The organism is Streptomyces sp. NPDC001450 (assembly GCF_053597295.1).
Map to the genome: position 1 here is coordinate 180,717 of NZ_JBSFHY010000016.1, position 14,734 is coordinate 195,450.

Below are 14,734 nucleotides of genomic sequence, written 5' to 3' on the forward strand. Positions count from 1 at the left end.
CTGTACGTACGGCGCGTGCTGGAAGACTCGGTTCTTCTCTCGGTTCTTCTTAAGCAAAGGCGACGTTGTAGATGCCTGCAGCGATGGCGGCGCCGATCAGCGGACCGACCACCGGGATCCAGGCGTAGCTCCAGTCGGAGCCGCCCTTGTTGGGCAGGGGCAGGAGGGCGTGCACGATGCGCGGGCCGAGGTCACGGGCCGGGTTGATCGCGTAGCCGGTCGGGCCGCCGAGCGAGAGGCCGATGCCGACGACCACGAAGGCGGTGATCAGGGCGCCCAGGGTGCCCAGGCCGTTGCCCTTGTCGTTCAGGCCCTGCGTGAGGACGGCGAGCACCAGCACCACGGTGCCGATGATCTCGGTGAGGAGGTTCTGCACCGCGTTCCGGATCTCGGGACCGGTGGAGAACACGCCCAGGACCGGGCCGGCGCCCGTCTCCTGCGCCTCGACGGCCTTGGCCGCCGTGGCCTGCGCACCCGGACCGCCGACGATCTCCTTGTCGGTGAGGTGCGCGTGGAACTGGCCGTAGTAGGCGACCCAGACCAGGGTGGCACCGATCATGGCGCCGAGCAGCTGGCCGCCCCAGTAGACGGGCAGGTTGCTGAAGTCCTTGTCCTTGATCGCGAGCGCGAGCGTCACGGCCGGGTTCAGGTGAGCGCCGGAGAGCGGCGCCGAGGTGTAAACGGCCGTCAGCACGGCGAAACCCCACCCGAAGGTGATGGCGAGCCAACCGGCGTTACGGGCCTTGGAGGCCTTCAGCGTGACAGCGGCGCAGACGCCGCCACCGAGCAGGATGAGTATGGCGGTACCGATGGTCTCGCCGATGAAGATGTCGGAGCTGGACACCCGCGACTCCTTTGTCCTTCGTCCAGGGAAGCCGAACCCCGGGTCCCACCGGGGGTTCTGGCGCCCTCGGGGGTGAGAGCGATTCCGGCCCTTGGCGTTGCCACACTCTAGCGCGTATTGCCGGTAGGTGTTCGACAATGCCGACCGATGGACGGGAGTCTTGCTTTGGCCTTACGCATGCGTCAAGGGTTCTGTTATCGAAAACAGGATCGTTATTGATCGCTGCCAGTTATCGCTCTTCGTGCGCTGACGTACCTTCTCGCCCCATATGTCCATTTCAGGGTATGGCGAGAACCGGAACGCCGCCTCGCGTCCCGGTCGTCCCCCGGTGGGTCATCCGCTGGTCAGCGGCGTACGGCCCGCCTGCTCAGAACCGCCCCGCGCCCAGGTCGCGGGAGACCGCGCGGGCGCAGTCCCGTACCGCCGCGATCAGTTCGGGGCGCAGTTCGCCGTCCCGGCCGAGCCGTTCCACGGCGCCCGTGACGCCGACCGCGCCCACGGGCATCCGGCGCCGGTCGTGGATGGGTGCGGCGACCGAGGCCACGCCCTCCCAGGTCTCCTCCACGTCCGCCGCGTACCCGCGCGCGCGTGTGATGTCGAGGATGTGCTCGAAGTCCGCCTGGTCGCACACCGTGCGGTCCGTGAAGGGCTTGCGGTCGGCCTCCATGGCCTCGCTGTGCGCCACCGGGTCGTAGGCCGACAGCACCTTGCCGAGCGCGGTGGAGTGCAGTGGCTGCATGGCCCCTATCTCCAGCACCTGCCGGCTGTCGTCGGGCCGGAAGACGTGGTGCACGATCAGTACGCCCTGCTGGTGCAGGACGCCCAGGTACACGCTCTCCCCGCTGGCCCGGGCCAGGTCGTCGGTCCACACCAGGGCCCGCGCCCGCAGCTCGTGCACGTCGAGATAGGTGGTGCCCAGGCGCAGCAGCTCGGCGCCCAGTTGGTAACGCCCGGAGGCGTCGTCCTGTTCGACGAAGCCCTCCTGCTGGAGGGTGCGCAGGATGCCGTGGGCGGTGCCCTTGGCGAGGCCCAGCGACGAGGCGATGTCCGACAGACCGAGCCGTCGCTCGCCGCCCGCGAGCAGCCGCAGCATCGCGGCCGCCCGTTCGAGCGACTGGATGTTCCGTGCCATCGCCGTCCTGCCCTCCGTCCCCTTCGACCATCGACGAACAGCATCCAAGACACCGTTCGGCAATGTCGAACACTACCGGTCCATGTCGGCCTCCCGCTAATGGGTGGACGACACCTGTTACATCTCGCGTGGCCCGCATGTGGCGCCGCGGCCACCCAGGCTCCACCACTTGAGTCCGCCTCGTGGACGCCGCTGCCCATCCAAGCCCACTGCCGGTTACTCTGACGCCGTGCCCCTTGCCCGGCAGTGCCGGGCAAGCCGCATAGCCGACAGCCGTCGCACTCCAGGGAGCCCCTTCATGGCCTCGTTGCCAACGACCCCTTCCGCCGACAGCCGGACCCGTGCGTCCGCGCTCCGAGAGGCACTCGCCACCCGTGTGGTGGTCGCCGACGGAGCCATGGGCACGATGCTCCAGGCCCAGGAACCGACGCTCGAGGACTTCCAGGACCTCGAGGGCTGCAACGAGATTCTCAACCTCACCCGCCCCGACATCGTCCGGTCCGTCCACGAGGCGTACTTCGCCGTGGGCGTCGACTGCGTCGAGACCAACACCTTCGGCGCCAACCACTCCGCGCTCGGCGAGTACGACATCCCCGACCGAGTCCACGAGCTGTCCGAGGCCGGCGCCCGGGTGGCCCGCGAGGTCGCCGACGAGTTCACCGCCAAGGACGGCCGGCCCCGCTGGGTCCTCGGCTCCATCGGCCCCGGCACCAAGCTGCCCACTCTCGGCCACGCGCCGTACACGACCCTGCGCGACGCCTACCAGCGCAACGCCGAGGGCCTGGTCGCGGGCGGCGCCGACGCGCTGCTCGTGGAGACCACCCAGGACCTGCTGCAGACCAAGGCCGCCGTCCTCGGCGCCCGCCGGGGCCTGGACGCCCTCGGCCTGGACGTGCCGGTGATCGTGTCGGTGACCGTCGAGACCACCGGCACCATGCTGCTCGGCTCCGAGATCGGCGCGGCCCTCACCGCGCTGGAGCCGCTCGGCATCGACATGATCGGCCTGAACTGCGCCACCGGCCCGGCCGAGATGAGCGAGCACCTGCGCTACCTCGCCCGCAACGCCCGTATCCCGCTGTCCTGCATGCCCAACGCGGGCCTGCCGGTCCTCGGCAAGGACGGCGCCCACTACCCGCTGACCGCGCCGGAGCTGGCCGAGGCCCAGCAGACCTTCGTCCGCGAGTACGGACTCTCGCTGGTCGGCGGCTGCTGCGGTACCACCCCCGAGCACCTGCGCCAGGTCGTCGAGCGCGTCCGGGGTCTCACCCCGCCCGAGCGGCAGCCGCGGCCCGAGCCCGGCGCCGCCTCCCTCTACCAGACCGTGCCGTTCCGCCAGGACACCTCTTACCTGGCCATCGGCGAGCGCACCAACGCCAACGGCTCCAAGAAGTTCCGCGAGGCCATGCTGGACGCCCGCTGGGACGACTGCGTGGAGATGGCGCGCGAGCAGATCCGCGAGGGCGCGCACATGCTCGACCTGTGCGTGGACTACGTCGGCCGCGACGGCGTCGCCGACATGGAGGAGCTGGCCGGCCGCTTCGCCACCGCCTCCACCCTGCCGATCGTCCTGGACTCCACCGAGGTCGACGTCATCCAGGCGGGCCTGGAGAAGCTCGGCGGCCGCGCGGTGATCAACTCGGTCAACTACGAGGACGGCGACGGCCCCGACTCCCGCTTCGCCAAGGTCACCCGGCTGGCCCAGGAGCACGGCGCCGCCCTGATCGCGCTGACCATCGACGAGGAGGGCCAGGCCCGCACCCCCGAGAAGAAGGTCGAGATCGCCGAGCGGCTGATCGACGACCTCAGCGGGAACTGGGGCATCCGCGAGGAGGACATCCTCGTCGACACCCTGACCTTCACCATCTGCACCGGTCAGGAGGAGTCCCGCAAGGACGGCATCGCCACCATCGAGGCGATCCGCGAGCTGAAGAAGCGGCACCCGGCGGTGCAGACCACGCTGGGCCTGTCGAACATCTCCTTCGGCCTCAACCCGGCCGCCCGCATCCTGCTGAACTCCGTCTTCCTGGACGAGTGCGTCAAGGCGGGCCTGGACTCGGCGATCGTGCACGCCTCCAAGATCCTGCCGATCGCCCGCTTCGACGAGGAGCAGGTCAACACCGCCCTCGATCTCATCTACGACCGCCGCAGCGAGGGCTACGACCCGCTGCAGAAGCTCATGGCCCTGTTCGAGGGCGCCACCGCCAAGTCCCTGAAGGCCGGCAAGGCCGAGGAGCTGGCCGCCCTCCCGCTGGAGGAGCGCCTCAAGCGCCGCATCATCGACGGCGAGCGCAACGGCCTGGAGGCCGACCTGGACGAGGCTCTCCAGGACCGGCCCGCCCTGGACATCGTCAACGACACCCTGCTGGACGGCATGAAGGTCGTCGGTGAGCTCTTCGGCTCCGGCCAGATGCAGCTGCCGTTCGTCCTCCAGTCCGCCGAGGTCATGAAGGCGGCCGTCGCCCACCTCGAACCGCACATGGAGAAGTCGGATGCCGAGGGCAAGGGCACCATCGTCCTCGCCACCGTGCGCGGCGACGTGCACGACATCGGCAAGAACCTCGTCGACATCATCCTGTCCAACAACGGCTACAACGTCGTCAACCTGGGCATCAAGCAGCCGGTCTCCGCGATCCTGGAAGCCGCCGAGGAGCACCGGGCCGACGTCATCGGCATGTCCGGCCTGCTGGTGAAGTCCACGGTGATCATGAAGGAGAACCTGGAGGAGCTGAACCAGCGCGGCCTCGCCGCCCGCTTCCCGGTCATCCTCGGCGGTGCCGCCCTCACCCGCGCCTACGTCGAGCAGGACCTGCACGAGATCTACGAGGGCGAGGTCCGCTACGCCCGCGACGCCTTCGAGGGCCTGCACCTGATGGACGCCCTGATCGGCGTCAAGCGGGGCGTGCCCGGCGCGCAGCTGCCCGAACTGAGGCAGCGCAGGGTCCGCGCGACGGCCGCCGTCCAGGTCGAGGAACGGCCCGAGGAGGGGCACGTCCGCTCCGACGTCGCCACCGACAACCCCGTGCCGACGCCGCCGTTCTGGGACACCCGGGTCATCAAGGGCATCCAGCTCAAGGAGTACGCGAGCTGGCTGGACGAGGGCGCGCTGTTCAAGGGCCAGTGGGGGCTGAAGCAGGCCCGCACCGGGGACGGGCCGACATACGAGGAACTGGTGGAGACCGAGGGCCGCCCCCGCCTGCGCGGGCTGCTCGACCGGCTCCAGACGGAGAACCTGCTGGAGGCCGCCGTGGTCTACGGCTACTTCCCGTGCGTCTCCAAGGACGACGACCTGATCATCCTGGACGAGGGCGGCAACGAGCGCACCCGGTTCACGTTCCCGCGCCAGCGCCGCGGCCGCCGGCTCTGCCTCGCCGACTTCTTCCGCCCGGAGGAGTCGGGGGAGACGGACGTCGTCGGCCTCCAGGTGGTCACCGTCGGCTCCCGCATCGGTGAGGAGACGGCGAAGCTCTTCGAGTCGAACTCCTACCGCGACTACCTCGAACTGCACGGCCTGTCCGTGCAGTTGGCGGAGGCCCTGGCCGAGTACTGGCACGCCCGCGTCCGCTCCGAACTCGGCTTCGCCGGCGAGGACCCGGCCGGCATCGAGGACATGTTCGCCCTGAAGTACCGGGGCGCCCGCTTCTCCCTCGGCTACGGCGCCTGCCCCGACCTGGGGGACCGCGCCAAGATCGCCGAGCTGCTCCAGCCCGAGCGGATCGGCGTCCACCTGTCCGAGGAGTTCCAGCTCCACCCCGAGCAGTCCACGGACGCGATCGTGATCCACCACCCGGAGGCGAAGTACTTCAACGCCCGGTGAGGCGCGTCGCACAGCACACTGATCGGATAAGTCGTACACTGGTCGGTCCACCGCAGGCCGGTTCCCTGTCCGGGAACCGGCCTGGTCGTCCCTCAAGGAGGTGCGCCAGGATGACCAGCACGGTCCCCGCGCTCGGAACCCGTACGGCCGAAGGCTCAGCCCTGCAGGCCGTGCTCCTCGACATGGACGGCACCCTGGTGGACACCGAGGGTTTCTGGTGGGACGTGGAGGTGGAGGTCTTCGCCGCCCTGGGCCACACCCTGGACGAGACCTGGCGCCACGTCGTGGTCGGCGGCCCCATGACCCGCAGCGCGGGGTTCCTGATCGAGGCCACCGGCGCCGACATCACCCTCCCCGAGCTCACCACCCTGCTCAACGACGGGTTCGAGGACCGCATCGGCCGCGCCCTGCCGCTGATGCCGGGCGCCGGGCGGCTGCTCGCCGAGCTGTACGAGCAGGAGATCCCGACCGCCCTGGTCTCCGCCTCCCACCGGCGCATCATCGACCGCGTGCTGGCCGCCCTCGGCCCTCGGCACTTCGCCCTGACCGTGGCCGGTGACGAGGTGTCGCGCACCAAGCCGTACCCGGACCCGTATCTCCTGGCTGCCGCCGGGCTCGGTGCCGATCCGGCCCGGTGCGCGGTGATCGAGGACACCGCGACCGGCGTCGAGTCCGCGGAGGCCGCGGGCTGCCGGGTGGTCGCCGTGCCCTCGGTGGCACCCATCGCGCCGACCGGCGGACGCACGGTCGTGAGCTCGCTCGAAGAGGTCGACCTGGCATTTCTGCGCAGCCTGATGACGGAAATGCGCTAGCCGTTCACCCAGCGTGCGAAGCCCATTGGACGTGGTGGACAAAATTTCGAGGAAGTCCACCGGGGTGGAATTCGAAGCGGGCCGCCCGGCCGAATTCCGGTAACCGCCAACCCCGTTGGGAGTGTGACGTTCCCCACGCGGGACGAGCTCGACAACGTTGCCCAGGTGTGCTGATCACCCCGGTTCGGGGTCACCGGGCGTGCCCTTGTGTCCCGATTGATGGGATGCTGCACCAAACCTGCCACTGTCGGGTTTTCGGTGTGTCCACACCCGGTTTCACTGCGTGATGGGGTCTCAACTCGCGCGGCTGTGAACCCTCCTGCGGGCGCGGTCTAATCTCGTCGCGAGAACATCGCCGCATCCCCCGTGATCCGCCGCACCACCCATGCATGCCGGGTACACGGGTTCGAACAGTCCTGGAGAAAGTCCCGCATGAACCGCAAGACTTTGGTGCTGCCGGCAGTCGCCGGCCTGCTCACGCCGGTTCTCGCCGCCTGCGGCGGAGTCGACAGCGGGAGCAAGAGCGGGAACGCCATCGTCGTCGGCACCACGGACCGGTTCACCGCCACGAAGGACGCCCCCGCGCCGCTCGACCCCGCCTACGCCTACGACGAAGGCACCTGGAACGTCCTGCGCCAGACCGTGCAGACCCTGATGACCGAGCCCAAGGGCGAGGGCGAACCGGTACCCGAGGCCGCGGAGAGCTGCGGTTTCACCGACACCGGCGACGAACGCTACGCCTGCAAGCTCCGCGACGGCCTGAAGTTCTCCGACGGCACCGCCATCACCGCCGATGACGTCAAGTACTCCATCGAGCGCGCGCTGCGCATCAACTCCGACAGCGGTGTCTCCGCCCTGCTGAACACCATCGACACCGTCGAGACCCAGGGCGACCGCGAGGTCATCTTCCACCTCAAGACGGCCGACGCCACCTTCCCGTACAAGCTGTCCACTCCGGTCGCGGGCATCGTGAATCCCAAGGACTACCCGAAGGGCAAGCTCCGCGACAGCTTCCAGGTCGACGGCTCCGGGCCCTACACCGTCAAGACCGAGGTCAGCGACAACACGGTGGTCAGCGCCACCTTCACCAAGAACCCCCACTACAAGGGCAGCTTGACGGTCAACAACGACGAGGTGGTGCTGCGCACGTATGACAGCGCGCAGGCCATGGGCGCGGCGATCGCCAAGGGCGACATCAGCGTCATGACCCACACCATGACGCCGGCACAGATCAAGAAGCTCGACGCGGGCTCCGACAAGAACGTCGAACTCGTCGACATGCCGGGCCTGGAAATCCGCTACCTGTCCTTCAACACCAACGCGACCACCGTCAAGAGCAAGGCCGTCCGCCAGGCCATGGCCCAGCTCATCGACCGCGGCGAACTCGTCTCCAAAATCTACGGCACCCAGGCCGAGCCCCTGTACTCGATGGTCCCGGCCACGGTCACCGGTCACTCCAACTCGTTCTTCAACAAGTACGGCGACCCCAGCGTCACCAAGGCCAAGGCTCTCCTGGCCAGGGGCGGCATCACCACCCCGGTGAAGCTGACGCTGCACTACTCCACCGACCACTACGGCTTCGCCACGAAGCAGGAGTTCGAGATCCTGCAGAAGCAACTCAACGACAGCGGCCTGTTCGACGTCTCCATCAAGGGACACCCCTGGGCGACCTTCCGGCCCGCCGAGCAGAAGGGCCACTACGACGTCTACGGCATGGGCTGGTTCCCGGACTTCCCGGACGCCGACAACTTCCTCGCGCCGTTCTTCGACAAGGGCAACTTCCTCGGCTCGCCGTACAACAATGCCTTGATCCAGCGGTCGCTGATCCCCGACTCCCGCCGCGAGACCGACCGGGCCGACGCCACCAAGAGCCTGACCGCCATTCAGGACATCGTCGCCGAGGACGTCCCCGTGCTGCCCCTGTGGCAGGGCAAGCAGTACATCGCCGCACGGGACGACATCACGGGCACTTCCTACGCCCTCAACTCCACCTCGACGCTTCAGCTGTGGGAGCTCAGCCGCGGTGTGAGCGGCTGAGATACCTCTCGTGCCCGGGGTGACGGCACTGTCGCCCCGGGATGACCAACCGACGACAAGGCACATGCAGTGAACATGCGCAACCAGTGGCCAGTCCTTCCCATCGTGGCGGGGCTGGCCTCCGGCCTGCTGACCGGCTGCGGCTCGGAAGACGGTGCATCCGGGGGTACCGGTTCCTCCGTGGTGATGGGGATGTCCGACGACGTCCTCGCCACGGACCCGGCTTCCGGTTACGACCCCGGCTCCTGGCTGTTGTTCAACAACGTCTTCCAGTCGCTGCTCAGCTTCCCCAAGGGCGGCACGGAGCCCGAGCCGGAGGCGGCGAAGCAGTGCACCTTCACCGACACCCGGGCGACGGTGTACAAGTGCGAGCTCAAGGACGGCCTGAAGTTCAGCAACGGTGACGCCCTCACCTCCGAGGACGTGAAGTTCTCCTTCGACCGTATGCTGAAGATCAACGACACCGCCGGCCCGGCGATCATGTTCCCGATGCTCGGCAAGGTCGAGGCGCCGGACGCGAAGACGGTCGTCTTCCGGCTCAAGGTCCCCGACGCCACCTTCCCCAGCAAGATCGCCTCCGGTGCCGGCTCCATCGTCGACCACCGGCAGTACGACGCGAACGGCCTGCGCACCGACGACAAGGCCGTCGGCTCCGGGCCGTACCAGCTGGACTCCTTCGACAAGGACGAGGCGGTCTTCTCCGTCAACTCCAACTACAAGGGCACCGCAGAGGTGAAGAACTCCGGCGTCACGCTGAAGTTCTTCCACGGCGACCGGGCCGCCCTGAAGAAGGCCCTGGAGAGCGGTGACGTCGACATCGCCTACCGTGGTCTGTCCGCGACCGACATCGCCGACCTCGACCAGCAGGACGGCAAGAAGGGCATCGACGTCATCGAGGGCAGCAGCGCCGAGGTCCAGCACCTGGTCTTCAACATGAAGGACCCGGTCGCCGGCAAGCTCGGTGTCCGCAAGGCCATGGCCTACCTCCTCGACCGCGACGCCCTGGTCAGGAACGTCTACCAGGGCACCGCCACCCCGCTGTACTCGATCATCCCGGCGGGCATCGCGGGCCACAACACGGCTTACTTCGACACCTACGGCGCCCGCCCCTCCAAGGAGAAGGCCGCCGCCGCGCTGCGCGCCGACGGCATCACCGGCAAGGTGAAGCTCACCCTGTGGTCCACGCCGTCCCGTTACGGCCCCGCCACCGACGAGGAGCTGAAGGCCATCGCCGGCCAGCTCAACGCGAGCGGGCTGTTCCAGGCCGACGTCAAGTCCGTCGCCTTCGACCAGTACGAGAAGGACATCGCCCAGGGCAAGTACGGCGTGTACGTGAAGGGCTGGGTGCCCGACTACCCGGACGCCGACAACTTCACGGCGCCCTTCTTCGGCAAGGGCAACGTGCTGGGCAACAACTACAGCAACAACACCATCACCGGCACCCTCATCCCCGGCACGGCCGCGCAGAGCGACCGTGCCGCGACCGACAAGGACTTCGGGAAACTGCAGGACATCGTCGCCGACGAGCTGCCCGTGCTGCCGGTCTGGCAGGCCAAGCAGTACGCGCTCGTCCGCGACGGCGTCTACGGCCTGGAGTACTGCCTGGACGCCTCGACGGTGTTCCGGTTCTGGGAGCTGAGCAAGAGCTGACGGCCCGGTCCCGGCCATGCGAAAGGGCGCCCTTCCCCGCGGGGGAGGGCGCCCTCGGCGTTTCGCAGCGTCCCACGCGCTACTGCGCGCCGGGCCGCACCAGGCCGCTCTCGTACGCGTACACCGCGGCCTGCACCCGGTCCCTGAGGCCCAGCTTGGTCAGGACGTGCCCGACGTGCGTCTTGACCGTGGTCTCGCTGACGAACAGGTCGGCGGCGATCTCCGCGTTGGACAGCCCGCGCGCCACCAGCTTCAGCACCTCCACCTCGCGGTCGGTGAGGGTGTGCAGGGTGTCCGGCACGGGCTCCTCGCCGGAGGGCAGATGCGTGGCGTACTTGTCCAGCAGACGGCGGGTGATGCTCGGCGCCAGCATGGCCTCACCGGCGGCCACGACCCGGATCGCCTGTACCAGCTCGTCGGCGGGCGCGTCCTTGAGCAGGAAGCCGCTCGCACCGGCGCGCAGCGCCTCCACCACGTACTCGTCCAGGTCGAACGTGGTCAGCACGAGCACCTTCGCCGGGCCGTCCCGACCCGGACCGGAGATCTGCCGGGTCGCCTCCACCCCGTCCATCCGCGGCATCCGGATGTCCATGAGCACGACATCGGGCTGCAGGGCACGCACCTGGTCGAGGGCCTGCAGGCCGTCACCGGCCTCGCCCACGACCGCGATGTCCTGCTCGGCCTCCAGGATCATGCGGAAACCGGTACGCAGCAACGGCTGGTCGTCGACCAGTAGGACGCGGATGGCCACGGGACACTCCTTCGCTAGTCCGGGCCCATTCTGCCCTGCTGCACGGCCCCCGACTCAGGCGCCCTCACCGGCAGCGGATAGGGCGGGGGAGTGCCGCCGAACTCCGGGCAGTGCGCCTGGTGGTCGCACCAGCCGCACAGCTTGGTCGGCCGGGGCCGCCACTCCCCGGTGTCCGTGGCCCGCCTGATGGCCTCCCACAGGGCGTGCAGCTTGCGCTCCACACGCTCCAGGTCGGCGAGGACGGGGTCGTACGTCAGCACGTCCCCGCTGCCGAGATAGACCAGCTGGAGCCGGCGCGGGACCACCTGCTTCAGCCGCCACACGACGAGGGCGTAGAACTTCATCTGGAACAGCGCGCCCTCGGCGTACTCCGGCCGGGGCGCCTTGCCCGTCTTGTAGTCGACGATCCGCACCTCGCCCGTGGGCGCCACGTCCACCCGGTCGATGATCCCGCGCAGCCGCAGCCCCGACCCCAGCTCGGCCTCCACGAACAGCTCCCGCTCGGCGGGCTCCAGCCGGGACGGGTCCTCCAGCGTGAACCAGCGCTCCACGAGCTGCTCGGCCTCACCGAGCCAGCGGGCCAGCCGCTCCCCCTCCGGATCGTCGGCGAACAGCTCGGTGACCTCCGGCCTGCTCTCCCGCAGCCGGTCCCACTGGCCCGGGATCAGCGCCTTGGCCCGCGGCGCGGTCCGCTCCGCGGCGGGCGCGTCGAACAACCGCTCCAGCACGGCGTGCACCAGCGTGCCCCGGGTCGCCGCCTCGCTCGGCTTCTCCGGCAACCGGTCGATCACCCGGAACCGGTACAGCAGCGGACACTGCATGAAGTCACTGGCGCGCGACGGGGACAACGACGTCGGCGCCACGGGGGGACGCACGCCCCCCGACCCGGCGGCGTCACCGCTGACGCCGGCTGTCCCTGTGTCCTCGACCGCGCCGGGCCGTGCCCCCGCGTCCTCGATGCTGCTGTCCATGACCCCAGACCATACGGCCCGGCACTGACAGTGACCCAGCCACGGGCCGCGTCGGGCGCGCGACGACGGGGCAAACACAGGGGTGCCGGGGCGGAACGTGTCACCGCGGCCGCATACCATCGACCCAGACCCTTCCGCCCGGTTGGCGCGGAAGACGCTTCGAACGAGGGGACAGCGTGGACGTGAGCGGCGGGAGCGGGCAGCCGCGGTCCGGCAACGACGAGCCGGCCGAGCACCCCGCAGGTCCTACGGCCCCGACGACCGGATCCACCGACCACCCCGGGCCGGAGCCCCACGACGCCCCGACGCCCCCGCCTCCCGCGGACCGGGACCCGCACCAGGACCCGGACACCGTGGAAGACACCCCGACCGAGCCCCCGCCTGAGACGACCGGCAAGGACTCCGGGGACGCCGGGGACTCCGGGGACGGCGAAGAGGCGCCCGCCACAGGCACCCGTGCCGAGCCCGGCGAGCACCGGTCCCTCGCGCACGCCGGGATCGCCAAGGGGGAGCCGCCCCAGCCGCCGGCCAAGGAACCCGGCGGCGGGCTGCTCATGGGCCGGCCCTTCGGCGTGCCGGTGTACGTCGCGCCGAGCTGGTTCCTGGTCGCCGCGCTGATCACCTGGGTCTTCGGCGGCCAGCTGGACCGCGTGCTGCCCGAACTGGGCGCCGCACGCTACCTGGTGTCCCTGTTCTTCGCCGTCGCCTTCTACGCCTCCGTGCTGGTCCACGAGCTGGCCCACACGGTCGCCGCGATCCGCTTCAAGCTCCCGGTCCGCCGCATCCAGCTCCAGTTCTTCGGCGGTGTCTCCGAGATCGAGAAGGAGGCCGAGACCCCGGGCCGGGAGTTCGTCCTGGCCTTCGTCGGCCCGTTGCTCTCGCTCGTCCTCGCCGGGATCTTCTACCTGGCCATGAAACCGGTGGCGCCCGACACGGTCCCGGGTGTCCTGCTGGCCGGCCTGATGATCTCCAACCTCATCGTCGCCGCCTTCAACCTGCTGCCCGGCCTGCCCCTGGACGGCGGCCGCATGCTCCGCGCCGTCGTCTGGAAGATCACCGGCAGGCCCATGAGCGGCACCGTCGCCGCCGCCTGGGTCGGCCGCGCCCTCGCCATCTCGGTCCTGATCGGTCTCCCGCTGCTCAACCAGTCCGGCGCCCTCGGCGGCGGCAACGAAGAGATCAGCGGCATGGACACCGTCACCGACGCCCTGCTCGCCGCCATCCTCGCCGCGATCATCTGGACCGGCGCCGGCAACAGCCTGCGCATGGCCCGGCTGCGCGAGCACCTCCCCGAGCTGCGTGCCCGCACCCTGACCCGGCGGGCCGTACCGGTGCAGACCGACACCCCGCTCTCCGAGGCCCTGCGCCGCGCCAACGCCGCCGGCGCCCGCGCCCTGGTCGTCGTCGACGCCGACGGCAATCCCCTCTCCCTCGTCCGCGAGGCCGCCATCGTCGGCGTACCCGAGCACCGCCGCCCCTGGGTCGCCGTCAGCGGCCTCGCCCAGGAGCTGACCGACGGCATGCGGGTCTCCGCCGAACTGTCGGGGGAGGAACTGCTGGACGTCCTGCGGGCCACCCCGGCGACCGAGTACCTGGTGGTCGAGGAGACCGGCGAGATCTACGGCGTCCTGTCCGCCGCGGACGTCGAGCGCGCCTTCGTGAAGGCCATGGCGAGGCCGTCCTAGTGGTCGGCGGCCCCCTCAGGTGCCGGTAGGCTGGTCACATGTCCGAACCGACCGGTGCCGCCCGCAGGCGCGGGCCCTTCAAGGTCGGGGACCAGGTTCAGCTGACCGACCCCAAGGGCCGCCACTACACGTTCACGCTCGAAGCCGGGAAGAACTTCCACACCCACAAGGGCTCCTTCCCGCACGACGAACTGATCGGCGCTCCCGAGGGCAGCGTTGTCCGCACCACCGGCAACGTGGCCTACCTCGCGCTGCGCCCCCTGCTCCCCGACTACGTCCTGTCCATGCCCCGCGGGGCAGCCGTCGTCTACCCGAAGGACGCGGGGCAGATCCTCGCCTTCGCCGACATCTTCCCCGGCGCCCGCGTCGTGGAGGCCGGCGTCGGCTCGGGCTCGCTCAGCAGCTTCCTGCTGCGCGCCATCGGCGACCAGGGCATGCTGCACTCCTACGAGCGCCGCGAGGACTTCGCCGAGATCGCCCAGCAGAACGTGGAGCGCTACTTCGGCGGCCCGCACCCCGCCTGGCAGCTCACCGTCGGCGACCTGCAGGACAACCTGTCCGACACCGACGTCGACCGTGTCATCCTCGACATGCTCGCCCCCTGGGAGTGCCTGGAGGCCGTCTCCAAGGCGCTCGTACCCGGCGGCATCCTGTGCTGCTACGTGGCCACCACCACCCAGCTCGCCCGGACCGTCGAGTCCATCCGGGAGATCGGCTGCTTCAACGAGCCGACCGCCTGGGAGACGATGATCCGCAACTGGCACATCGAGGGCCTGGCCGTCCGCCCGGACCACCGGATGATCGGCCACACCGGCTTCCTGCTCACCGCCCGCCGCCTCGCGGACGGCGTCGAGCCCCCCATGCGCCGCCGCCGCCCCGCCAAGGGCGCCTACGGCGAGGACTACGCCGGCCCCAACGCCGACGGTGGCTCCGGCCGCTGACCGGCCCCCACCGGGCACAACGCAAGGGCGACGAGGTCACCATCGGCCTGCTGCTGCCGGAGAAGGCGAACACGCGCTACGACAAGTTCGACTACCC

At 69.8% G+C, this 14,734-nt stretch carries 10 protein-coding genes; 6 read left to right on the top strand and 4 right to left on the bottom strand.

What is annotated here, in order from left to right; genetic code table 11:
* Positions 1-49: 49 nt before the first annotated feature.
* Together ACWC5O_RS19995 and ACWC5O_RS20000 are read right to left on the bottom strand one after the other, a co-directional pair.
* Entirely contained in the window at positions 50-844 is a 795-nt protein-coding gene (locus tag ACWC5O_RS19995) for an MIP/aquaporin family protein (protein WP_386574691.1), read from the bottom strand.
* A 367-nt stretch (positions 845-1,211) separates the two neighbouring features.
* Positions 1,212-1,976: an IclR family transcriptional regulator gene (locus ACWC5O_RS20000; RefSeq protein WP_450584383.1), complete on the bottom strand. Its 765-nt coding sequence runs from the start codon at positions 1,974-1,976 to the stop codon at positions 1,212-1,214.
* 298 nt (positions 1,977-2,274) lie between these two features.
* Here ACWC5O_RS20000 and metH point away from each other — a divergent pair, with 298 nt between their 5' ends.
* The 4 genes from metH to ACWC5O_RS20020 all read left to right on the top strand — a co-directional run bounded on the left by metH (position 2,275) and on the right by ACWC5O_RS20020 (position 10,289).
* Positions 2,275-5,790, top strand: coding sequence for a methionine synthase (gene metH, locus ACWC5O_RS20005; RefSeq protein ID WP_450584382.1), 3,516 nt, complete (start codon positions 2,275-2,277; stop codon positions 5,788-5,790).
* Positions 5,791-5,900: 110 nt separating this feature from the next.
* Positions 5,901-6,602, top strand: coding sequence for an HAD family hydrolase (locus tag ACWC5O_RS20010; RefSeq protein WP_450584380.1), 702 nt, complete (start codon positions 5,901-5,903; stop codon positions 6,600-6,602).
* Between the two features lie 432 nt (positions 6,603-7,034).
* Complete coding sequence (locus ACWC5O_RS20015) at positions 7,035-8,639, top strand: ABC transporter substrate-binding protein (RefSeq protein WP_450584378.1); 1,605 nt, start codon at positions 7,035-7,037, stop codon at positions 8,637-8,639.
* A 69-nt stretch (positions 8,640-8,708) separates the two neighbouring features.
* Complete coding sequence (locus tag ACWC5O_RS20020; RefSeq protein WP_450584376.1) at positions 8,709-10,289, top strand: ABC transporter substrate-binding protein; 1,581 nt, start codon at positions 8,709-8,711, stop codon at positions 10,287-10,289.
* Positions 10,290-10,368: 79 nt separating this feature from the next.
* Here the strand turns inward: ACWC5O_RS20020 and ACWC5O_RS20025 are convergent, their stop codons facing one another.
* Together ACWC5O_RS20025 and ACWC5O_RS20030 are read right to left on the bottom strand one after the other, a co-directional pair.
* Positions 10,369-11,040, bottom strand: a complete 672-nt coding sequence (locus ACWC5O_RS20025) for a response regulator (RefSeq protein WP_381666685.1) — start codon at positions 11,038-11,040, stop codon at positions 10,369-10,371.
* 14 nt (positions 11,041-11,054) lie between these two features.
* Entirely contained in the window at positions 11,055-12,011 is a 957-nt protein-coding gene (locus ACWC5O_RS20030; RefSeq protein ID WP_450584374.1) for a RecB family exonuclease, read from the bottom strand.
* Between the two features lie 176 nt (positions 12,012-12,187).
* On the opposite strand from ACWC5O_RS20030, the gene ACWC5O_RS20035 reads away from it, so the two are divergent.
* Both ACWC5O_RS20035 and ACWC5O_RS20040 read left to right on the top strand, forming a co-directional pair.
* On the top strand, positions 12,188-13,696 hold the full coding sequence (locus ACWC5O_RS20035; protein ID WP_450584372.1) for a site-2 protease family protein: 1,509 nt from the start codon (positions 12,188-12,190) through the stop codon (positions 13,694-13,696).
* Positions 13,697-13,734: 38 nt separating this feature from the next.
* On the top strand, positions 13,735-14,637 hold the full coding sequence (locus ACWC5O_RS20040) for a tRNA (adenine-N1)-methyltransferase (protein WP_067031713.1): 903 nt from the start codon (positions 13,735-13,737) through the stop codon (positions 14,635-14,637).
* Positions 14,638-14,734: the final 97 nt, after the last annotated feature.

Bases quoted from the DNA above. Each gene is read 5' to 3' on its own strand.
- ACWC5O_RS20000 (WP_450584383.1), bottom strand. From the start codon at position 1,976: ATGGCACGGAACATCCAGTCGCTCGAACGGGCGGCCGCGATGCTGCGG.
- metH (WP_450584382.1), top strand. From the start codon at position 2,275: ATGGCCTCGTTGCCAACGACCCCTTCCGCCGACAGCCGGACCCGTGCG.
- ACWC5O_RS20010 (WP_450584380.1), top strand. From the start codon at position 5,901: ATGACCAGCACGGTCCCCGCGCTCGGAACCCGTACGGCCGAAGGCTCA.
- ACWC5O_RS20015 (WP_450584378.1), top strand. From the start codon at position 7,035: ATGAACCGCAAGACTTTGGTGCTGCCGGCAGTCGCCGGCCTGCTCACG.
- ACWC5O_RS20030 (WP_450584374.1), bottom strand. From the start codon at position 12,011: ATGGACAGCAGCATCGAGGACGCGGGGGCACGGCCCGGCGCGGTCGAG.
- ACWC5O_RS20040 (WP_067031713.1), top strand. From the start codon at position 13,735: ATGTCCGAACCGACCGGTGCCGCCCGCAGGCGCGGGCCCTTCAAGGTC.